General features: G+C 57.5%; 19 protein-coding genes. 11 read left to right on the top strand and 8 right to left on the bottom strand.

Going from position 1 to position 20,346, the window contains the following annotated elements; genetic code table 11:
- The first annotated feature begins 95 nt into the window (after positions 1 to 95).
- Positions 96 to 2,333: a TonB-dependent siderophore receptor gene (locus tag R84865_RS09220; RefSeq protein WP_435639467.1), complete on the top strand. Its 2,238-nt coding sequence runs from the start codon at positions 96 to 98 to the stop codon at positions 2,331 to 2,333.
- A gap of 127 nt (positions 2,334 to 2,460) precedes the next feature.
- Here the strand turns inward: R84865_RS09220 and R84865_RS09215 are convergent, their stop codons facing one another.
- Positions 2,461 to 3,309 (bottom strand): siderophore-interacting protein, encoded by an 849-nt coding sequence (locus R84865_RS09215; protein WP_435639466.1) that lies wholly within the window; start codon positions 3,307 to 3,309, stop codon positions 2,461 to 2,463.
- A gap of 199 nt (positions 3,310 to 3,508) precedes the next feature.
- Between R84865_RS09215 and R84865_RS09210 the strand changes: the two genes are divergently transcribed.
- From R84865_RS09210 to R84865_RS09200, 3 genes are all read left to right on the top strand, one after another.
- On the top strand, positions 3,509 to 4,186 hold the full coding sequence (locus tag R84865_RS09210; RefSeq protein ID WP_435631218.1) for an HAD family hydrolase: 678 nt from the start codon (positions 3,509 to 3,511) through the stop codon (positions 4,184 to 4,186).
- Positions 4,179 to 4,943: a formate dehydrogenase accessory sulfurtransferase FdhD gene (locus R84865_RS09205; protein ID WP_435639465.1), complete on the top strand. Its 765-nt coding sequence runs from the start codon at positions 4,179 to 4,181 to the stop codon at positions 4,941 to 4,943. Before R84865_RS09210 ends, R84865_RS09205 begins: the two co-directional genes overlap by 8 nt.
- A gap of 327 nt (positions 4,944 to 5,270) precedes the next feature.
- Positions 5,271 to 5,489 (top strand): hypothetical protein, encoded by a 219-nt coding sequence (locus R84865_RS09200; protein WP_435631220.1) that lies wholly within the window; start codon positions 5,271 to 5,273, stop codon positions 5,487 to 5,489.
- A gap of 68 nt (positions 5,490 to 5,557) precedes the next feature.
- On the opposite strand, the gene R84865_RS09195 is transcribed toward R84865_RS09200, so the two are convergent.
- Positions 5,558 to 6,487, bottom strand: a complete 930-nt coding sequence (locus R84865_RS09195; RefSeq protein ID WP_435639464.1) for a LysR family transcriptional regulator — start codon at positions 6,485 to 6,487, stop codon at positions 5,558 to 5,560.
- A 343-nt stretch (positions 6,488 to 6,830) separates the two neighbouring features.
- On the opposite strand from R84865_RS09195, the gene trpB reads away from it, so the two are divergent.
- The 3 genes from trpB to R84865_RS09180 are packed head-to-tail and all read left to right on the top strand — an operon-like array spanning position 6,831 to position 9,440.
- Positions 6,831 to 8,108: a tryptophan synthase subunit beta gene (trpB, locus tag R84865_RS09190; protein ID WP_435637952.1), complete on the top strand. Its 1,278-nt coding sequence runs from the start codon at positions 6,831 to 6,833 to the stop codon at positions 8,106 to 8,108.
- Positions 8,108 to 8,932, top strand: a complete 825-nt coding sequence (gene trpA / locus R84865_RS09185) for a tryptophan synthase subunit alpha (RefSeq protein ID WP_435631223.1) — start codon at positions 8,108 to 8,110, stop codon at positions 8,930 to 8,932. The genes trpB and trpA overlap by 1 nt, the downstream gene beginning before the upstream one ends.
- A gap of 22 nt (positions 8,933 to 8,954) precedes the next feature.
- A complete protein-coding gene (locus R84865_RS09180; protein ID WP_435631224.1) occupies positions 8,955 to 9,440 on the top strand; it encodes an I78 family peptidase inhibitor in 486 nt (161 codons plus the stop codon).
- Positions 9,441 to 9,517: 77 nt separating this feature from the next.
- On the opposite strand, the gene R84865_RS09175 is transcribed toward R84865_RS09180, so the two are convergent.
- The gene (locus R84865_RS09175) at positions 9,518 to 10,591 is read right to left on the bottom strand and encodes an acyltransferase family protein (protein ID WP_435631225.1); all 1,074 of its coding nucleotides are present in this window, start codon (positions 10,589 to 10,591) and stop codon (positions 9,518 to 9,520) included.
- Positions 10,592 to 11,099: 508 nt separating this feature from the next.
- On the opposite strand from R84865_RS09175, the gene R84865_RS09170 reads away from it, so the two are divergent.
- The gene (locus R84865_RS09170) at positions 11,100 to 11,594 is read left to right on the top strand and encodes a hypothetical protein (protein ID WP_435639463.1); all 495 of its coding nucleotides are present in this window, start codon (positions 11,100 to 11,102) and stop codon (positions 11,592 to 11,594) included.
- Positions 11,595 to 11,742: 148 nt separating this feature from the next.
- Positions 11,743 to 12,477 (top strand): alpha/beta hydrolase, encoded by a 735-nt coding sequence (locus tag R84865_RS09165; RefSeq protein WP_435631227.1) that lies wholly within the window; start codon positions 11,743 to 11,745, stop codon positions 12,475 to 12,477.
- 127 nt (positions 12,478 to 12,604) lie between these two features.
- On the opposite strand, the gene R84865_RS09160 is transcribed toward R84865_RS09165, so the two are convergent.
- The 5 genes from R84865_RS09160 to R84865_RS09140 form a co-directional block, all read right to left on the bottom strand.
- A complete protein-coding gene (locus R84865_RS09160) occupies positions 12,605 to 13,615 on the bottom strand; it encodes an ion transporter (RefSeq protein ID WP_435639462.1) in 1,011 nt (336 codons plus the stop codon).
- A gap of 27 nt (positions 13,616 to 13,642) precedes the next feature.
- Positions 13,643 to 14,998, bottom strand: coding sequence for an MATE family efflux transporter (locus tag R84865_RS09155; RefSeq protein ID WP_435639461.1), 1,356 nt, complete (start codon positions 14,996 to 14,998; stop codon positions 13,643 to 13,645).
- 24 nt (positions 14,999 to 15,022) lie between these two features.
- A complete protein-coding gene (locus R84865_RS09150; RefSeq protein WP_435631230.1) occupies positions 15,023 to 15,274 on the bottom strand; it encodes a YfhL family 4Fe-4S dicluster ferredoxin in 252 nt (83 codons plus the stop codon).
- A complete protein-coding gene (gene coaD, locus R84865_RS09145) occupies positions 15,275 to 15,760 on the bottom strand; it encodes a pantetheine-phosphate adenylyltransferase (protein WP_435631231.1) in 486 nt (161 codons plus the stop codon). It lies immediately after the preceding gene.
- Between the two features lie 104 nt (positions 15,761 to 15,864).
- Complete coding sequence (locus R84865_RS09140; protein ID WP_435639485.1) at positions 15,865 to 17,742, bottom strand: beta-ketoacyl synthase; 1,878 nt, start codon at positions 17,740 to 17,742, stop codon at positions 15,865 to 15,867.
- Between the two features lie 348 nt (positions 17,743 to 18,090).
- Here R84865_RS09140 and trmB point away from each other — a divergent pair, with 348 nt between their 5' ends.
- Both trmB and dacB read left to right on the top strand, forming a co-directional pair.
- Positions 18,091 to 18,765 carry a tRNA (guanine(46)-N(7))-methyltransferase TrmB gene (gene trmB / locus R84865_RS09135; RefSeq protein ID WP_435637947.1) on the top strand — a complete coding sequence of 225 codons (675 nt, stop codon included), beginning with the start codon at positions 18,091 to 18,093 and terminating at the stop codon, positions 18,763 to 18,765.
- A gap of 95 nt (positions 18,766 to 18,860) precedes the next feature.
- Complete coding sequence (dacB, locus tag R84865_RS09130; RefSeq protein WP_435639460.1) at positions 18,861 to 20,336, top strand: D-alanyl-D-alanine carboxypeptidase/D-alanyl-D-alanine endopeptidase; 1,476 nt, start codon at positions 18,861 to 18,863, stop codon at positions 20,334 to 20,336.
- Positions 20,337 to 20,346: the final 10 nt, after the last annotated feature.

Below are 20,346 nucleotides of genomic sequence, written 5' to 3'. Positions count from 1 at the left end.
ATTGCCTGACACAACAATATCGGCCACCGATCTGGCGGCTCGGCATTTCAGACCACCACGCTACTCAATACACACGCTTCAAGGGATCAATCTCAATGGATAACCTCCGTTGCCAGTGTCTGCGCACGCTTTCGTGCGTTGTTCTCGGTGCAGTGAATGTTTACGCCTCGCCGTTGGTACTGGCTCAGCAAGCCGACGTGCCCCCCAACGCCTCGACCGCCAGCCCTGCAGATGACGCCGATGCCAACTCAACGCGCCTCGACACTATTACCGTTACCGGCAACCATCTTTACCGCATGCTGCCCAGTGAGCAGACCAAAGGTTATTCAGTCAGTGGAGCCACGGTGGGCACCAAAACCCCTGCGGCTCTGCGTGATATTCCGCAATCCATTAGCGTGGTGACGAGTGACGCGATCGAAGATCAGAACTTCCATTCGCTTGATGAGGTGGCGCGTAAAACGCCTGGGCTGCGTATCCTGCCCAACGATGCGGGGCGTTCTTCCATCTACTCGCGCGGTTATGAATTCAACGAATACGACATTGATGGCTTGCCCGCGCCGATGGCGAGTATCTACGGCACGCTGCCCGATGTCGGTGTGTATGACCGCGTCGAAATCTTGCGCGGTCCTTCAGGACTCTTCAACAGCACCAGCGAGCTGGGCGGTATCGTAAACATGGTGCTCAAGCGTCCTACCGATAAGTTTCAGGGCAAGGTGACCGGCAGCTACGGCAGCTGGAATCAGCGCTATCTGGAAACCGATCTTTCCGGCCCCTTGAACAAATCGGGTAGCGTGCGCGGCCGCATGGTGGTGTCCAACCACAAGACCGACGGTTTCGCCGAGCATAACGACAATACCTCGAATAACTTCTTTGGCACGCTGGAAGCGGATCTGGACGATGCCACTACGGCGCGCGTGAGCTTTCTGCGCAACCAGCGTGACATTAGCCCCAATAACGGTAATCCGACCCGCAACGGCGACCTGGTTAACTTCTCGCGTCATAAATTCTTCGGTGCCAAGTGGAACGACTTCGGCAGTCAGCAGAACGACTGGGTGGGTGAGCTGACGCACTACTTCGAGAATGGTGGGGTAGGTCGCGTGGCGGGGCGTTATTCCAACCGTAATGCCGATTACAACTACGCCTTCGGTGGTGGTAAAGGGCTGGATGCTAACGACCAATTAACGGTGGGCGGTAACGCAGGCTCATTTAGCCAGCACGCGCTATCGTTGGATGCTAGCTATAGCCAGCCATTCGGCACCTTCGGCAATGTCAGCGAATTTGTGCTGGGCACCGACTACAAGCGCTATGCCACCGAAACAGAGACCGGCAAGTCGCAGAGTCTTTATGGCAAAGGCCCTGCGGGAATGGTGGATGCCGACAACTTTGAGGACATTGGCTACGTTAATATTCTCGATTCAGCGCGCAAGGGAGCGCCCGGTTATAAATACCACAACGGTCGCGAAACCCATGAAGAGTACGGCCTGTACGGCAAGCTGACGTTCCGTCCAGTTGAGCCGCTCGCGCTGATTGCCGGTGGTCGTTTGAGCTCATATCGCGTCAACTCGAGAATTTACAACGATACCGATATTCCAGGTGGGTCAGTTAACACGCATCGCAAGGACGATGCCAAATTCACGCCCTATGCGGGGTTTGTGCTCGATCTAGGCGATCATCAGTCGCTCTATGCCAGCTACTCGCAAGTGTTTGATCCTCAGACCGACACCGATAAAAACGGTCATATGATCGAGCCGCGTAAGGGCGAGCAGTACGAGGTCGGCGTTAAGGGCAGCTATCTCGACGATAAGCTGAATGCGCGTGTTAGCCTCTACCGTATGTATGACAAAAACCGTGCTACTGCGGTGAAGGACACTTCGGCTAGCTACTCTGCGGCGCTGGGCAAAACGCGTAACCAAGGGGTGGAAGTGGAAGTGATCGGCAGTATCACTTCGCAGTGGGACGTGATCGCGGGTTACAGCTATCTAGATACCAAAGTGGAGTCGGGGGATGATGAGAATACCTTCCTGCTGATGCCGAAGAGTACCTATAACCTGTGGACCCAGTATGCCTTCGACAGCGGTTGGCTGAATCACTTTACGGTAGGTGGTGGTATCAATGGCATGAGCAGCTTCCACTCGGCGCAGGGCGTGCACGCGCCTGGCTATGCAACCGTCGATGCGATGGTCGCCTATGACTTCACGTCCAAACTGCGCGGACAGCTGAACGTTAACAATATCTTCGATAGAAAATATTACGAGCGCGTCGGTGGCCCCAATACCTTCAACATCTATGGTGCACCACGCAGCGCGGTAGCGTCACTGAGCTATAGCTTCTAAGTGACCTGGTCAGGCCGCGATGGCGGCCCGGCTTGAATAGAAAACGCCCCGCTGGGATAGCCTCAGCGGGGCGTTTTCTATGGGAAGCGAATGCGGCAAGCAGAGGGTAGACCGCTGCCTGACAGCGCTATAGCTCGTCCATCACGCGATGGCGTTCGCTGTGGTATGCCTCTTCGTTCAGGCTTTCCTTCCAGTAGGGCACTGCGTACAGCATGGGCTTGGTCAAACCGTAGCGCTCGCGCAGTAGTTTGCGCAGCTCAATCACCACGCTGTTCTCGCCCGCCACCCACGCTTGTAGCGAGGCCGTATCGGGGATGTCCAGCGCGCTCAAGGCGTTGTACATCCGATGTGACTGGCTAGGGGCATCCGCTCCGCGAATCAGCCAGGTAATGCCTACCCCTTCGGGATGGCGCAACGCCTGCTGCTCGCTTTCGTTGGGTATTTCGATAAACGCGTGGCCTTGGGCGTCTTCGGCAAGATTTTCAAGAATCGCAGCGATGCCTGGCAGCGCGCTGGTATCGCCCGCCAGCAGCATATAGTCAGCGTCTTTAATCATCGGCAGCGGGCCAGCGGGACCGACTACGCCCACCTGATCACCAGCGCTACAGTGCAATGCCCAGTGAGAAGCGGGACCGTGATCGGCATGCAGCACGAAATCAATGGCTAGCTGACCATCGCGAAGATGGCGTACCGTATAGGTACGTACGATCGGTTTCTTCTTGCCTTCGGGCCATACGGGCCCCTTGTCGGTCAAGGTGGGCAGGGTAGGCTCGGACTCGTTGGCGTGGGGCAACATCAGCTTGATATGCGCGCCATAGCTGTGTTCGTCGTAACCCTCAAGCGACGGCGCGGTCAGCACCACGCGCATCATTTGTGGCGTAATGCGATGCTTGTCAACGACTGTCATCAGTCGGGCAGCCCGCTTGCGCTTCGGCGGGGTGGGTGCGGCCTTGCGGACAGTCGTGGCCTGATCCATGGGCGGGCTCCGAGAAAGAGTCTCAAGTAAAATGTACTGGCGCTAAAGGGTACTATTGTTGAGAACGGTTATCAAAAGTAGTTTCTCGCATTTTTACCCATAGGGCCCCTAAAGCACCGTGCGGATGTGGTTGAATGACGAGAGAAATCTCTTTTTATGCAGTGGATAGCCGACACTAATCGCAGAGTCAGGAGTTCGAATGGCGCTTAAAGCAATCTTGTTTGATTTTGACGGTACTCTCGCTAACACCGAAGAGGCCCATTGGCGCGTGTGGAATAAACTGCTGGGGCGCTACGACAGTGCGTTGGGCGCTGATGATTTCGCCGCGAATTACACCGGTCTGCCAGTGTACGCCACCGTAGAAAAACTGATTGGGCAGTTTCAATTGCCGGTAGGTGTTGAAGAACTGGTGCAGCAGAAGGTTAATGCCACCATCGATGTGTTTGGCAAAGAGCCGCCGGCGCTTATGCCTCATGTTATTGAAGCACTGGAGTGGGCAGAGGCGGCTGGGCTGCGCATGTCCATCGTCACGGGCTCCAGTCGTGGTGAGCTCGATGCAGTGTGTAACGCCTATGATCTTTACCGTTTCTTCGAGCATAGCGTTACCCGCAACGATGTCACGCATTCCAAGCCTGATCCCGAGTGCTATCTGAAAGCACTGGCGTTGATGGAATTGGAGGCGTATGAGGCGGTGGCGGTAGAGGATACCTCCTTCGGCGTGCTCGCCGCTGATGCTGCGCAGCTTGAGGTAGTAGCGGTACCGCATGAGCAATCGCGGGGTCAGGATTTCGGCGCAGCCAGCCACGAAGCCAATGGCCTGCTCGACGCAATTGGATGGATCAAGACCCATTGGCTTGAGTCGGATAGCAATGCCTGAAGTGCCTGCTGCGGCTGTGCTGGATCGGCGTGAAGTGCCGATCGAGGCGTTGTCGGGGCCGCGCGAATTGCCGATTACGCTGGCGCTGAACCAGACCGACTACGCGACGGTGCTCGCAACGCCCGATCACCTGAAAGAGTGGGCGCTGGGTTTTTGCTTTGCCGAAGGACTGATTGAGCGCGCTGCTGATATTCATGCTTTTACCACTGAACCTCTACGCCACGGGCTGCTGCTGCGCGCGCAAGTCGATGCGCGAATTGCGCTGATGGCGCAAGAGCAGCGCCGGGTGGGCACCTCGATGAGCAGCTGTGGGCGCTGTGGAACGGCTTCCGAAGCACTGCTGATGTACGGTTTACAGCAGTTGCCAGAGCGCCCGCTGATGTCGGCAGAGCATCTGCAAGGTGCCTTGGCATGGCTGCAGCAACAGCGTCAGGTAGGCCTACACACCGCGCTGGGTATCGATAGCCATGGGCAGCAGCTCAGTTGCGCGCATGACATCGGCCGTCATAACGCGATCGATAAGGTGGTCGGCGCAGGGCTAGCCTCCGGCGCCATGCCGTCGCTATTGGTGGTGTCCAGCCGTTGCAGCGTTGAGCTGGTGCAGAAGGCCGTGCGCGCCGGTGTGGCGGCGCTGGCGTGCGTCTCGGTGCCGTCGGCTCTATCGGTCGAAATTGCGCGGCTGTGTCGGCTGCAGCTTTTTTACTGCCGCCGTGCTGCTCCTATCGAACTGCTCAGTGGCGGTAGCGAGGCGCTATAAGCACGTTGGTTGCTATCGTTTGCGGCAGCGGTGGCCGTGCGTGACAGAGACGATATGGCTGACTATGCTTGATTTAATTGAACTTTAATTAGTGCGCTGGGTCTGTTGATCGATAACAGGCTGGCGGGGGAGGTTTTTCCGTCGCGCTGGATAGCGCTCCTCGCACGACAGCTTACCAATTCACAACATACGGGTATGCCGGTCAACGGTTATCGTGTCACTGGTAAGCAGTACAGCTTTTGACAAGTGGTGCGTTGGGGCTTTGTTGCAAGGCATCCGACACGATTGGCTAAAACGCACATAGACGAAATAGAGTGGGGAGAGTAAATGAAAGCTTGGTTTGCGTGCGCAGCAGTGCTGGCATTGGTGGGCTGTTCAAGCGATGGCGGGCATCCCGCATCGGTAAGGGCCAACGCAGTAGCGTCGAACGATAACTGCCCGTCAACCTGGACGCGCGTGCGCTGTGCAGGTACCGATAGTCAGTGTATTCAGCGTCAAATGGATCAAATGAAGCTGTACACCGCGTGCCATAAAAAGCACGGCTAAGAAAGAATGGCAGCAAATAATCTACAGATCCGCCGCGTTGGCATGACCACGCGGCGGATTTTTTGTGGCTAGGAAGTGCGATCAGCGGCTGGGTTAGCAGAAGAATCCAGCGTCGTTTCCAACCAGTCGCCGAGCTCGTGGATATGACGCTGTTCTCTCGCCCCCAGCCCCTCGCGGCTGATGAGCGCTAGCGTTGCATCGGTTGCTACGAAGCCCCACGGCGCAATCAAACGTCCGCTTTCGATGGCATCCTCCACCAATAGCTGTGGCGCAATGGCAATACCCAACCCCGCTTCCGCGGCTTCCAGCAAATAATAAAGGTGCTCAAACCCTTGGCCGAGCTGTAGCAGCTGCTCGTCAATCGCGCTGCGTCGCGCCCATTGGGGCCACGCCTGCGGACGCGATAGCGTATGCAGCAGCGGTTGGGCAAGCACGGTGTCGGCGCTACTGGTGGCGCTCACACCAAGCTGCGCCGCTAGCTGTGGCGCAAGCACGGGGCCTATGCGCTCCACCGCTAAAACGCGCTGCTTAGCGGGCGCTTGAAGATTGTCGCTGAATACCAGTTGCGCATCGATGTCCTGCGTAGCGGCCGCGCTATCGTGGTCGTTGGGTACCCAACGCAAACGAAGCTCGGGAAGCTCGCGATTAAGGCGCGGCAGACGAGGAATCAGCCAGCGCGCCAGCAGGCTACCGGTGCAGGTGAGTACTAGCGGCGCTCCCTCATGCGCGCGCTCGAAGGTGCGTCGTGCGGCTTTCATCATATCGAAGGCCTGAGTGCAGCTATCCGCAAAGGCCCGACCTTCAGCGGTGAGCACCAAACGTCGCCCATGCCGTGCAAAGAGAGGGTGCTTCAGTTCACTCTCAAGCGCTTTGATTTGGCGACTGATGGCGCCATGAGTGAGATGAAGAGCATCAGCGGCCGCGCTGGCTGATCCCAGTCGTGCGGTGGCTTCGAACGCGCGCAGTGCCGTAAGCGAAGGCAGCGAATCAGATGTCATCGGAGCTCCTGGCTGGTGATAAGGCAATGTTGGTTGATGCGATCATGACCTTACTAGCGAAGCGACCTGCGTGCTCGCGGCCGCGGCGCTTCGCTTGCAGCGCACATGCTGCGGACTGCCTGCAGGATAACCGAACATCCAGGCCAATTCGGCGCGGCTGTGATGAGCATCGCGATTGCAAAGCCAAGGGCCGCTCGCCGACGCTGGATACCTTCAAGAGAAGATCGCTTGCTTGTGAGTTTATCTCACATGGAGATGCTTTTTTATCGTTTTTTGTTGTGCAAATGGTGGGTTAGAGTACGCACAACTTTAGGACATTCATCGTTTACCGAGGATAGTTGCCATGACGTCATCTGCTCCCCATTACGCCAATGGCCCGGATCCTTACGGATTTTACGGCGATTTTGGCGGTCGCTTTGTTGCTGAAACGCTGATGCCGCTGATTCTTGAGCTGGAGAAGGCGTATCAGGATTCGCTTGAGGATAAAGCGTTTCGCGATGAGTTGGCCTACTACCAGAGCGACTACATTGGGCGCCCCAACCCGCTTTATTACGCTGAGCGCCTTACCGAGGCACTGGGCGGTGCCAAAATATACTTCAAGCGCGAAGACTTGAATCACACCGGTGCGCACAAGATAAACAACTGCATCGGGCAAATTTTGCTGGCGCGCAAAATGGGCAAAAAGCGCATTATCGCGGAGACTGGCGCCGGTATGCACGGCGTTGCTACCGCTACTGTTGCCGCGCGTTTCGGCATGAAATGCGTTATCTACATGGGCGCTACCGACATCGAACGTCAGGAGCCCAATGTGTTCCGCATGCGTCTGCTGGGTGCGGAGGTTATTCCAGTCACGTCGGGGACTGGCACGCTGAAGGATGCCATGAACGAGGCGCTGCGCGATTGGGTCACCAACGTCGACGACACCTTCTACATTATTGGTACTGTCGCGGGGCCGCATCCTTATCCGGTAATGGTGCGTGATTTTCAGGCGGTGATTGGTCGTGAAACGCGCGAACAGATGCTTGAGAAGGAGGGCCGCCTGCCCGACTCGCTGGTGGCTTGCATCGGTGGTGGCTCCAACGCGATGGGATTGTTTGGTCCCATGCTTAACGACAGTAGCGTGGCAATGATCGGCGTTGAAGCTGGCGGGCATGGCATTGATACCGGCGAACACGCGGCCAGCCTTAACGGCGGCGAACCGGGCGTGCTGCACGGTAACCGTACCTATTTGCTGCAAAGTGAAGATGGTCAGATCAAGGATGCGCACTCGGTATCGGCGGGGCTCGATTATCCCGGAATCGGCCCTGAACACGCCTACCTGTCCACCACAGGGCGGGTAGAGTACGTCTCGATCACCGATGAAGAAGCCATCGAAGGCTTCAAGCGCTGCTGTCATCTTGAGGGCATTATTCCCGCGCTTGAATCGGCTCACGCCATCGCTCATGCGATCAAGATTGCCCCACAGCTGCCCAGCGATCACCTGATGGTGATTAACCTGAGCGGTCGCGGCGATAAGGACATGTCGAGCGTTGCCGAGTATTTACAGCGCAAGGGCGAATATGTAGGCGTGCCTGGCAAGGAAGGTAGCGCTGAACAGCACAGCACAGGGGAGACTCACTGATGGCGACTCGTATCACGCAGCGCTTTGAGGCGCTCCAACAGCAGAACCGCTCTGCCTTGGTGACCTTCACGATGGCCGGTGATCCTGATCCTGAAGGTGCCTATCAGGTATTGAAAGCATTGGCTGATAACGGCGCCGATGTCATCGAACTGGGCATGCCGTTCACCGATCCGATGGCGGACGGTCCGGCCATTCAGAAAGCGGCGCTGCGTGCGCTGCAGGGCGGGCAAACGCAGCGTAAAACGCTCGAATTGGTGCGTCGCTTTCGCGCCGAAAACAACACCACGCCAATTGTGCTGATGGGGTACTACAACCCGATTTATCGCTATGGTGTCGATGCATTTCTGCGCGATGCCAAGCAAGCGGGCGTTGATGGCCTGATTGTGGTCGATCTTCCCCCCGAGCACGATAACGAGCTATGTCTGCCGGCGCGCGAGGCTGATATCGACTTCATTCGTTTGGCAACACCTACCACCGACGCCAAGCGCTTGCCGAAGGTGCTCGAAAATACCTCTGGTTTCCTATACTACGTATCGGTAGCAGGCGTAACGGGCGTGCGTGCTCCAACGCCGACCGACGTAGAGGGCGCGGTAGAACGGATCAAAACGCATACCGCATTGCCGGTGGCGGTGGGCTTTGGTATCCGTACCGCCGAACAAGCGCGTGCCATTGCGAGTTTCAGTGATGCAGTCGTGGTAGGCTCAGCATTGGTTGAGTGCGTTGAAAAGGCAGCTTCTACCGACGAGGCCGCGCAACGCGTCGCACAGCTCACCCGTGAATTGGCCGAAGGCGTTCGCTCAGCGCGTGCCGTAACCACTCAATAATTGTAAATTCGGGAGCAATGTCGTGAAGGGAAGCCATCTTGTACCTGTCGTAGCGTTGGTTGCTGGCGTAATGCTGAGCGGCTGTGCCGACAACCAGACCGAACAGATTGTAGGAGCGCCGGAAGGTGCGGGTGCGTATTCGAACGCGATCCAAAAGAACACTGCCGCAGCTGCTAACGGCAACGCGGCATCGGCCGCCGGGCAGGGCAGTCAAGCCGCTCCGCAGCGTGCGCCGCAAAATGGCAGTAATGCAGGCAGCGAAGATGCTCAGGTAACGCCGTTGGCCGGGGATAACGTGCAGAGCGATAAGTGCGACGTTAGCGAGCTGAAAGGCTACACCGGCAAACCTGGCAATCAGCAGGTGTTCGAGGAAATTCTTCAGCGCAGCGGCGCCAGCATCCAGCGCGTGCTTTCGCCGCAATCGATTACCACCATGGATTATCGCGCCGAGCGGGTTGATATCCACGTCGATGGTAGCGGCAAGATTACCCAGCTCAGCTGCGGCTGATCGGGTCGCTCCCCTAAGGTAACGAGAACGCCCGTGGGGAATATCTCCGCGGGCGTTGTTGTGTGTACTGGCAGGCGTTAGCGAGCGCTTTTTGTCTCGATGGCCTGTTTCGGTACGGTGGTCGACTTTCCTGCCGCCGAAGAAAGGCCCAACAGCTGCTTCAGCAGGCGCGATAGTCCTATCTCGATGAAGGTAAAGCTGCCCCACGACAGCAGCAGTATAATCGGCAGGCACACCAGCAGGGTTTGACGTGGAGAGAAGCCGAGCTGCTGATGCAGCAATTGGGCACCGCTCCACAAAATGATCACATGTACCAGGTACACCGAGTAGGACCAGTCGCCCAAGTGTTTTAGCCAGCGCTGATGCTTGAACAACGGCTCCATCGTAATGAAGGAAGCGACCAGCATGACGGCCGGGATGCCCCAGGTGAACAGTCGATAGGGGCTTTGATCGTCAAAGCAGAGGATGGTGGCCAGCGAAGCGACGGTGATGGCAACGGGCAGCAGTAGCCATTTGCCATGAAGCGCTGGCAGCCAGTTGCGCTGAAACGCGAACGCCAGCGCCATGCCGAGCAGAAATTCGTAGATGACCGGCTGGGCATAGAACGTCGATATCCACGTGGTTTGCGCTGCCCAGCCGCTTACCGCAATTACCAGCCCGGCGGTAATGAAGCCGCGGTATTTCTTGCCTGCCAAAAGCGATAATGCGAACAGCAGATAGAACATCATCTCGAAGTTAAGCGTCCATCCGACAGGTAGAATAGGGTAGTAGCCAAAGTGAGCCGGATTCTGCGTTGGAATGAACAACAGCGATTTGAGCAGCGCGCCAGCGTCGAGCCCGTAGGGAGGCATTACACTGGCGTTGTAGTAAATAATGGCGGCGGTTAACAGCGTAAACAGCCAGTAAGCAGGGGCGATGCGGACCACGCGCTCCAACATGAAGCGTGGCGAATTCGGGCGTTTGTTGGCGCTCGATAGATAGATGACAAAGCCACTGACAATGAAGAACACATCGACGCCTACCTGGCCGCGAGTGGAAAGCAGATAGCCAGTCACCGTATGCGCATTGAAGTTAAAGAAAACCTGCATGAAATGGTGAAAAACCACCAGCCAGGCCGCTGCTGCGCGAAGCGCCTGAACCGAAATAAGCATGTGATTAGCCTTTTGGGTAAAGCGTGAACCGCTGTAGTTAAGCAATGAGACCATAGAAATTCAAAATTTATCCTTAAATGGCAGTGATCATAGGTGCAAGCTTCATATAACGCCTTTCATTAATTGATTAACCGTACAGGTTCTTTCATTGGTGGTAGCCGCTCAGTCCAAGGGGGGACTAGCGGGGCACATCATGCACCACCGCTGAAGGACGCTTTCGCTTAGCCCGTGTTGGAGGCATCAGGGAGGAAATTTGTTGGCCAGTAGGCGCCAACTAGCAAATTAACCAATCGTTATTAACGCATGCGCTGGGCATTGATTGTATCGAGCGATGTCTCGCGAGCAGGCGATTGGCAGTGTTGGGTAGGAGAAGTAGAGAAAGTGAATAGATATCATAAGACGGCATCGCGATTGCCGCGCAACACCAGGGTTCAAACGGCAGCAGCGGCCTTGCAGCAGCTGACCATAGGTCTATCCGTGCCTTTGCGCTCGGCCGGAGGATATATCGATGTCTAGTTGCACCGATGTGACCTTGACCGTTTTGCGTGAGCATACAGCCGATGTGCTCAAGCGTTTCGATAATATCGCTGAGCGATGGGACGATCTCGATACTAGCCGCTACGGGCGTACCTTCCTTATTAGCTGTTTCACGTTTATGAATATCCCGCGAGGTATGCTCGATGTCAGCGACCTTGCGGCGCAAGGCATTGCTTTGCGTCTGCGCTGGGAAAGTTTCGATGAGTTTAGCGCGGGTACTTACCATCTGTGGTTCACGGAAATGGGGCAACTCGTCTCCCGTGAAATTTCCGATGACGATTACGCCATTCCTATCAGCGAACTGCTGCCGTTGGTTGGGGATCACCAAGCGCTGGAATCGCTGATCCTCAGCCGCGATGCCGCCTTACAGGTACCGGATTGGGAACATCAGGAAGCTTATGGGCGGCGTTATCTGATGATGAGGAACGGTCAGTCGCCTGATCCGATTGTGCGTGATGCGTCCTGAGCCGGTTCTGGCGTGGGCCAGGATAAGGAAAGGCTGAGCTATCTCAGTGGACGAGGCGTTGGGGGTGGCCGTAGCGGCGGGTACTGCCGTGCTGCGTCATTGGGCGTGTGATGGTAGGGTCATTAGTACATCTATCACGGAGACAATCATGGCGTGGCTGAAATGCAGGTTCAGGTCGAACGTGCTTGATATCGATACTTCCCTTCAAGCCATCATCCCTGAACATCAGCGAGGGCCGTGGCCAACGCTCTATTTGCTGCATGGTTTGGCGGACGACGACGCTGCGTGGTGTCGCTACAGTTCCATCGAGCGCTATGCCAACGAGCGCGGGCTAGCCGTTATCATGCCTTCTTGCGGCAGAAGTTTTTACTGCAATATGGTGTACGGGCCACGTTGGTTTGATTTTCTTACCAGCGATCTGCCTAGCGTTGCGGGTCGGCTGTTTCCGCTGTCCGATAAGCGCGAAGGCAACTTCGTGGCAGGGCTTTCGATGGGAGGCTACGGTGCTTTCAAATGGGCGCTGCGTGAGCCACATCGTTTTGCCGCTGCCGCCAGCTTGTCAGGCTCGCTGGACATAGCCGCGATGACCGAGCGCGCTGATCCTCCGCCCGATGCTCAGTTGATCTTTGGCGGCCAGTCTCCCAAGGGCAGTGATGACGATCTGTTAACGCTGGTGAAGCAATTCTCTGCCGCGCCGGATACCGTCCCCAAACTCTACCAGTGGTGCGGTACCGAGGATTTCCTCTATCAGCCCAATCAGGACTTTCTGAGTGCCGCTCGCGCCGCCGGCGTTGGCGTCGATTACAGCGAAGGGCCTGGTGATCATCAATGGCGCTATTGGGATGCACAGATTGCGCGAGTCATCGACTGGCTGCCGCTATAGCGCAATGGTGGCGTAGTTCAGCACATCAGGGCGTGTGCCCTGCGACATCAGAAGGCAGAGGCGTGTACGGCGGTGGGGCGGCCATTCGCTGCGCCCTCGCAGCCTGTGCTCGCCCCTGTTAGAGCGGCTAGAGGTCGTCGTAGAGCGTTTTCCAACGCTTTTTCTCGACCCTGGCTTTCAGCATTTCCAGCGTGTCTACCATCATCGTTTCAAACTGGCCCTCGTCCAGCGTGGGGTGGGCCAGCACATCGCTAACGCAATGTCCGACAATGCGCTCTACCGACGATGTGAACTCCGCCGAATCAAGCCCCTTGTTGGTTTCCCGCAGCAACTGTGTAAGCACGTCAATCATGGCGCTTTCGAGCGTGTTCGACAGCTGCTTACCGAGCGGCAGGCTTTTCAGCATGCGGATGTTGGCATTGTTCTCCAATACCTTGCGCGTAGAGTCGACCAGATAGCCCTCCACGTTGGTGCTGGTGTGGGTGCGCACTTCGTTAATCAGCGCGGCGGCGCGCGTGGCGATCTGTTCGGACAGTTGCACACGCTGCGGTTCAATCACACTTTCCTTGATGCTGGTACCAATATCACCGTCGTGACGAATGTCGTCCTGAACCGTGGTGAGCAGCTTGACCGCAACGCGATCAGAGATTTCTTCCATGACAATGTTGTAATACTTCTGGAAGAACAGAAAGAACCGCCATTGAGTGAAGTTGACGCAGCCGCTCTTTTGTAGCCGCACCATCAGCCCGATAACGCGCAAAATGCGGAACCAGCGGAAGTTGGTAATAGGCAGCGAGCCGAGCACGTCGTACCAATGCACAAAGGGATAGAAGAACCAGCGATGGTAGCGATGCTGGGCAATCGCCACTAACCAGCCAGCAATAATGTCGATCCAGAAGACGCTCAGAAACCATAGGTCGATTTGGCTGGCGTGCTCAGAGAGCCAGTGCGCCTGATGATCGAGGGCGGGCCAAACAAGGTTGAGCAGCCAGGGCAGCGGTGTGTAGCGATAGAACGAGTCGAACAGAATTAGCACCAGGCTTAGGACGACCAGCACTAGAATAATCGCGTCCCACGCTTCGAAGATTCGCTGGCGGCGGGGGGCGTTGCGGGCCGTGTGGCTAGATTCGGTTAGCAAAAGGCGCTCCTTGTTGGTTTCCTTCCTTCAGTGCGGCGCGCGATGAGAGACGTTGTCTGCCCAGATGCCGTGACGGCGGCGCAGATAGATGGCGCTTAGACTGGTTGAACGTACCAACATGAATAGCGCGAATGAAAGCCATAGTCCATGGTTGCCTAAGCCTTGCGTCAAATACCAGACCGGCAGAAATACCGCGACCGACAGCAGCAAGGTGTCGCGCATTGGGCGGGTGGCAACGGCGCCCACGAACACGCCATCCATCAAATAGCTCCAAACGGCAATCAGCGGCATCGCTACCAGCCACGGCAGGTAGTCGCGCGCGGTTTGGCGCACTGCATCGATACTGGTTAGCACATCAATCATCGCCGGGCCGAACACCGCAAATATCAGCGCTGCCCCGAGCGAGGTATACAGCGAAAATTTGGCACAGGCGCGTACGGCGGCGCCAAACTGATCGAAGCGTTGTGCGCCCGCTGCGCGCCCGGTCAGGGCTTCACAGGCTTGAGCGAAGCCATCCAGTGCGTAGGAGGTAAGCATAATGAATTCGAGCAATACCGCATTGGCCGCCAATATGGTGGTGCCTGAGGCCGCGCCGCGTGAGGTAAAAAAGGAATTGACGAACAGCAGTGCCAAGGTCCGAATGAACAGGTGCTTATTCACCTGAAACAGCGCCCGATAGCGCTTGGTATTGGCGAGCATGCTCAGTGCAAAGCGGCCGCTCAAGGCCTTTGAGCGGCGCATCACCAGCGCAATGCCTAATCCCAGTGCCAGATAATCGGCGACCAATGCGGCCCAGGCAACGCCGTCGCTATGTAGCGCCGCGCCCAGTACCAGCACAAGGGTGAGTACCACGTTAGCAGTGTTGCTGGTAACGGTAAGCAGTAGGGTGGTGCGTGTGCGCTGCTGGCCTAAAAACCAGCCGAGAATCACGTAGTTCGACAACACGGCCGGCGCGGAGAATATGCGAATATGGGCAAAACGGATGGCTAACGCTTGCACATCAGCCGCGCCGCCAATCAACTGCACGGCCGCCGGTACTAGCCAGGGCGATAGCGCTATCAGCACGATGCCTAATGCGCCCGCCAGGGCCAGTGATTGCAGCAGCAGCGCGCGGGCTTCTTCGTCGTGCTGGCGTCCGTGGGCCTGCGAGGTCAGTCCGGTGGTCCCCATGCGCAGAAAGCCAAACGCCCAAAACAGCATATTGAACAGCGTGGTGGCGAGGGTAACAGCGCCAAGGTAGCGAGCGTCGGGCAGGTGCCCAATTACCGCGGTGCCGACCAGGCCCAATAGCGGTACGCTGATATTCGATAGGATGATCGGCCACGCCAGTCGCCAGACTTGGCGCCCAGGCACCTTCACGGGGCGATGGCTGGAATCAGTCAAGGCATGTCACGCTGGAAACAATCACTAGGCTTGCGAGGTAATCAGCTGGTACTTCGACAGCAACTGATCGCGGCTTTCCGCATGCTGCGGATCATGGGGGATGCAGTCGACGGGGCAGACTTGCTGACACTGCGGCTCGTCGAAATGTCCGACGCATTCGGTGCACAAGGAAGGATCGATTTCGTAGATTTCATCGCCCGGGTAAATGGCCTCGTTGGGGCACTCTGGCTCGCAGACGTCGCAGTTAATGCATTCGTCAGTGATCATTAGCGCCATTTATCGCTCCTCTTGCTGAAGCTTTTCGATCGCGCGCTGCACGGCGGTTGGCACCAACTGCGAGGTATCACCGCCCATTTTGGCAATTTCGCGCACAAAGCTTGAGGAAACCGCTGATACCGACGGTGATGGCATCATGAACAGATTGTCGGTGCCGGGGCGCTGCAGTTGATTCATGCGCGCCAACTGCCATTCATAATCGAAATCGGTGCCGGTACGTAGCCCGCGCAGCATCAGGTTTGCGCCCAGCGAATCCAGCAGTTCGGTCGTTAGGGTGTCAAAACCGATGACATCGATATTGCCTTGTCCATCGACTACTTCCCTGACCAGCGCGATGCGTTGATCGAGATTGAACATTGGCTGTTTGGCACGGCTGTCGGCAACGGCCACGATCAAGCGCTCGAACAGCGGTGCTGCCCGTGTGATCAGGTCGAGATGGCCGAGTGTGATCGGGTCAAAGGTACCCGGATATACAATGATTGGCATGGCGCACAGTGACATTGTGAAAATAGCAACGGTGACGCATGAATGTGCGCCACCGTTGAGAGGATGTCTACCTTTCTACAAAGATAGTCTGCATATTGCCTGGCTTAGCCAAGCGTGCCGAAGGGGTTATCGACCTTCAGCGAGATGCTGTTGGCGTAGCCCGGTAGCGTTACTGAGGTACTGGTGATTTCCAGTTCGGCGCCATCCAGCACATTTTCACCGAATACGTAGCGCGGATCGAAATGGCCTGACTGCGAGCGCTCCTCGAACGCATGCGAGGCTTCGCGGACGGCTTCGCGCTTGCGCTTCCATTCGCTGATGGCTCGTTCGCCATGACGATTGAGCAGCAGCTTTTCGGTGACTTCCGGCGAAAGCAGCGGGGCGGTGGCGTTGTTGCCACCAAAGCCCTTGGCGTTAATAAAGCTGACATCTGCATGGCACTCGCTGGCATTACGCTGTAGCGTCAGGCGCTCGGCGTACACGTCGTCCGCCACCTTGTTCAGATTGGCGATGCCGGGCAGCAAATGATGCTGGAAGGTGCTGAGCGCACTGGTGATCTGATCGCCGGCCGCCGTGCCCTGGGAGTGCCCGATGTAGGCCTTGATGGCGGCAACGGGCCATTGCTCAATGCCGAAGGCACCGGCCACCTGATGCAGCACGTGCGACTCAGTGGTGCGGTTTTTCGGCGTGCTGGTGCCGTGCGCATGAACGAAACTGCGCTGGCGCACTGCTTCTTCACCCAGAATGGACGTTGCCAGGCTAACGCTTTTGGCAAGCGTGATGTAGTTGCCGATACCGGGCGCTGAAATCGAACGCTTCCAGCCGTCGGCGTTCACGTACACATCGGGTACCGAGCCGAGTACTTCCGCGCCCAGCTCCAGCGCCAGGTGATCGTCCATCAGCAGCACAAACTGAGCGGATTCGCCAATCGTGAAACCACAGTTCTCGGCGAACGGCCGACAAGCGCGCTGGTAGTCGCTGTCGGTCAGCAGCTCCAGCGCATCAAGCGCCTTAAGGCTGTTATCGTCGGCCAGCGCGCTCATGGCGCGGAATCCCTCGATAACTTCTGGCGTGACCGGCGCGTCAGCGGTACCCACCATGACCACACGACGACGCCCGCTGCGAATTTCTTCGACCGCCAACCGCAGGTTGTAGAGGAAGGTGGCGCAGGCGCCCAGTTGGCCTGCCGTAGCACCGACATTGCCCAACACGTAAGCATTGAGGAAATCGGCGGGCATTTGCCCATAGCCCAGCGGCATTTGCTTGGACGTTACGCGGCTGCCGGTAACGTAGCTTTTCAGCAGCCCGCCCCAGCCTTGCTGGTCGAGCTGGCCGGTCGAATTACTGGCGTATACCGCTACCTGATCGGGGGATAGACGATCAAGGATGTGCTGCCACTCGAGCCCGCTTTGGCCAATGCAGTCAGATGCGCCGAATACCGTCATTGCCAGCGCGCGCGGATGGTGCACGCTGCGATAGAAAGCGGTCGGCTCGAAGCCTGTGGGCAGTTGGGCGGCACTATTGACCAGCGGCTTGCGGTGATCGGGCAGCAGCACTGAAAAATCGCCGGCCGGTACGCGCACTTTCACGTGACGGCTGTCGACCTCGCTGACTTCCCACTCAGCAGGCGGTGTTTCAGGAAAATCGCGCTTGCGCAGGGTAAATTCGATCGGCTCGGCAAGGTTTAGCGTTGTGGCGCGGTTGGCCGGAATACCGGCATCGCCAAAGGCGGGCTCTTCGGTGCGACGAATCAGCGTGTGGCGGGAAATGTAGTCGCTGTGCTGCGTAATGATGTCAGCAGCGCTGCAAGGCTTTCCCTCACTGTCGGCCCAGTTGCCCTGATCGTCGCGCTGCGCAAGCCCCATCAGTGAAGCGAGCCCCAACAGCGTGTGGTGTCGCTGTTGTTCAGGCAAAGCTTCCAGCACCGTGCGGCGGTATGCTTGGTGGCCAGATGTTCTGCCCGCCGGACTGATGCCTCCCATCCCAACGATCACTGGTAAATATGACAAGCCGCTATCCTCATCTTGCGTTACGGTGTCGATAGGTGTGCAGTAAGCTTTATCGGTGCTTAATTTCACGATAAAAGCTTTCACCGGAATGCTATCGGCGGCCGTTATGAACTGGTAGATCGCGCCGAGGCGTCGCAAATATTGGGTCTGCGAGCGTGGCGAAGTCGGCGCTACTGCTGGAGTAAGCCGTTGGCGCGCTTAAATGTTGCGTAATGATAACATTGCCGTTGTCACCCCGTCATATGGTTAGAAGCGACTTGTGCGTTGGTTGCGTACTTGCTTCACCGTGTAAGCCGAATTTTTTCGCTCGGACCTATTTTCATGCAGGCAAATTCCTCTCCTATTGAAAGCTCTCAACGCACCGTGCACTCAGGTCTTGCGCAGCGCGTTGAGCGTGCTTTGCAACATCCGTGGCAGCGGCCAGTGGCCGATCACAGCCGCGAAGCCTTCGAGCGGGCGCAGCAGTGGCGTGCGCCGCTGAGCGAAAGAGCGCTGATTATCGATGCCGGCTGTGGGGTGGGACTATCGACCCGACGCTTGGCCGAGCAGCATCCTGATGCGGTGGTGATTGGCATCGATCGCAGCGATGCTCGCCTCACTAAAGATCACGGGCGTTTGCCTGACAACGCATTGCTGGTACGTGCCGACTTAGTGGATTTCTGGCGCTTGGCTCTGTCCGCTGGGTGGCAGCCAGTGCAGCACTACCTGCTTTATCCCAATCCTTATCCTAAACCGGGCTTGCTGAAACAGCGCTGGCAAGGCCATCCGGTATTCCCCACCATTCTGAAACTTGGGGGACGGCTCGAGCTGCGCTCGAATTGGCGCCTGTATGTCGAGGAATTCGCGCAGGCCATCCAACTGGTCACTGGAACAGCGCCGCAGGTTGAGGCATTCGTGCCGACAACGCCCGCGCTAACGCCGTTCGAAGAGAAGTATCATCACAGTGGGCATTCGTTGTGGCGGTTGCGGGTCGAATTGCTCCGGCAAAGTGAGTGAGGATTGGTTAGACTGGTAATCAAACAGATACGGTAGGCGGTGAGTGCGCCACTTCCATGCAACGCAACATATCGATCAACGAGAGGAGCACGCGGGTGGCAGCGAGCAACGCATATAATCCCAAAGGCGGTAAATATTGGCAGTCGATGGCTTCGCTGTGTGCCGCGCTGTTGTTACTTTCGGTACCGCTGATGGCGCGCGCCGTTGGCCTGCCGGCCTTGTCCAATCTGGCCGGTGATGATTTCGATATCAGTGCTGAAGTCAAAATGCTCGATAGCGGTCAGGTGGTCGCGCAGCAAAGCCCGCGTGTCATGCTGACGCCCGCTTCGCTCTCCAAGCTTTATGTGGCTGGCGCGGCGCTCGACCGCTACGGCCCCCAGCATCGTTTCACCACCAGCCTTTATTCCTCAGGGCAGGTGCGTGGCAATGTGCTGCACGGCGACCTGATCGTGGATGGCGGTGGTGATCCAGCAATGACCACTGAACGCTATTGGACGCTGGTACAGCAACTGCGCGCGCGCGGCATTCAGCGGGTCGATGGACGTGTGGTGCTGTCGCAATGGCCGTTCGGGCCAACGCCATGTGTGGTAACGGACCGCTGTCAGGCGCGCTCCGCCTCGTCGAGCTCCTATGATGCGCTGCTGTCGCCAGTGGCGGTAGATTACGCCGCCTGGTGTACCCAGGTGATCCCGGGCGCGCCGGGTGGTCCTGCGCGGGTGGCGGGATGCTTCAGTGCCTCGCCGCTGCTGCCGGTCAACAACAAGGTCAAGACCGTGGGCGGCTCCCAGCCCACTCAGCTAAGCGCGCGCCGCACTACGTCAAATGGCAACGATAGCCTGACGATTACCGGACAGGTGTCGACGTCCTCTGGGCCTACGCCGGTCTATCGCTCAGCATCCGACCCCGCGCAGGAAACCGTTGCGACGCTGCGCCAGTTGTTCCAGCAGTCTGGCGTGGCTGTTGCGGAAGGCTTCACCGTTAGCAATACGGTAACGCCGCGCAATGCATCGTTGTTGGCCTCGGTGCAGAGTCAGCCGCTGCAAATGGCGTTGATGGACATGCTCAATTATTCCAACAACTTCATGGCGGATATGCTGACCGTTGATCTGTCGGCGGCGACTCCGGCCAGTCTTGCCAGCGGCACTGCGGCGCTTAAGCGCTTTGTCGATAAAGTGCCTGGACATGGCCCGTTGGCGCTGGGCAGCGGTAGCGGGCTAACGCCAGAAAGCCATACCAGTGCGCGCGGTTTGACCGCCTTGATGGATTACATGTATCACCAGCCGCAGCTGTTCCCGACCTTCTCGGCCGGTATGCAAACGCCCAGCAACGGCGTGGCACATCACATTCAGCAGGGCTCCATCAATTTCCAGAACAACGTCATGGTTAAAACCGGCACCCTTAACGATCCGGTGCCGGTACGTACCATTGCGGGCTACTTCCGTGGCAAGTCAGGGCGCTGGGGTACCTTCGCGGTATTGGTACAGGGACGCGGCGCTACCCCTTACCTGACATGGCCGAAGGTGATGGAAGCGGTGGCCGACGATATGAGCACTATTATCGAGCATAACTAACGCGGGCCAC

This window comes from Carnimonas bestiolae (genome assembly GCF_051251145.1).
GTDB lineage: Bacteria > Pseudomonadota > Gammaproteobacteria > Pseudomonadales > Halomonadaceae > Carnimonas > Carnimonas bestiolae.
This window is presented reverse-complemented; position numbering and strand designations above follow the sequence as displayed.

What these genes read in the sequence shown, in the direction of transcription:
- R84865_RS09220 (WP_435639467.1), top strand. Translation starts at nt 96, where the DNA reads ATGGATAACCTCCGTTGCCAGTGTCTGCGCACGCTTTCGTGCGTTGTT.
- R84865_RS09215 (WP_435639466.1), bottom strand. Translation starts at nt 3,309, where the DNA reads ATGGATCAGGCCACGACTGTCCGCAAGGCCGCACCCACCCCGCCGAAG.
- R84865_RS09210 (WP_435631218.1), top strand. Translation starts at nt 3,509, where the DNA reads ATGGCGCTTAAAGCAATCTTGTTTGATTTTGACGGTACTCTCGCTAAC.
- R84865_RS09205 (WP_435639465.1), top strand. Translation starts at nt 4,179, where the DNA reads ATGCCTGAAGTGCCTGCTGCGGCTGTGCTGGATCGGCGTGAAGTGCCG.
- R84865_RS09200 (WP_435631220.1), top strand. Translation starts at nt 5,271, where the DNA reads ATGAAAGCTTGGTTTGCGTGCGCAGCAGTGCTGGCATTGGTGGGCTGT.
- R84865_RS09195 (WP_435639464.1), bottom strand. Translation starts at nt 6,487, where the DNA reads ATGACATCTGATTCGCTGCCTTCGCTTACGGCACTGCGCGCGTTCGAA.
- trpB (WP_435637952.1), top strand. Translation starts at nt 6,831, where the DNA reads ATGACGTCATCTGCTCCCCATTACGCCAATGGCCCGGATCCTTACGGA.
- trpA (WP_435631223.1), top strand. Translation starts at nt 8,108, where the DNA reads ATGGCGACTCGTATCACGCAGCGCTTTGAGGCGCTCCAACAGCAGAAC.
- R84865_RS09175 (WP_435631225.1), bottom strand. Translation starts at nt 10,591, where the DNA reads ATGCTTATTTCGGTTCAGGCGCTTCGCGCAGCAGCGGCCTGGCTGGTG.
- R84865_RS09170 (WP_435639463.1), top strand. Translation starts at nt 11,100, where the DNA reads ATGTCTAGTTGCACCGATGTGACCTTGACCGTTTTGCGTGAGCATACA.
- R84865_RS09165 (WP_435631227.1), top strand. Translation starts at nt 11,743, where the DNA reads ATGGCGTGGCTGAAATGCAGGTTCAGGTCGAACGTGCTTGATATCGAT.
- R84865_RS09150 (WP_435631230.1), bottom strand. Translation starts at nt 15,274, where the DNA reads ATGGCGCTAATGATCACTGACGAATGCATTAACTGCGACGTCTGCGAG.
- coaD (WP_435631231.1), bottom strand. Translation starts at nt 15,760, where the DNA reads ATGCCAATCATTGTATATCCGGGTACCTTTGACCCGATCACACTCGGC.
- R84865_RS09140 (WP_435639485.1), bottom strand. Translation starts at nt 17,742, where the DNA reads ATGGGAGGCATCAGTCCGGCGGGCAGAACATCTGGCCACCAAGCATAC.
- trmB (WP_435637947.1), top strand. Translation starts at nt 18,091, where the DNA reads ATGCAGGCAAATTCCTCTCCTATTGAAAGCTCTCAACGCACCGTGCAC.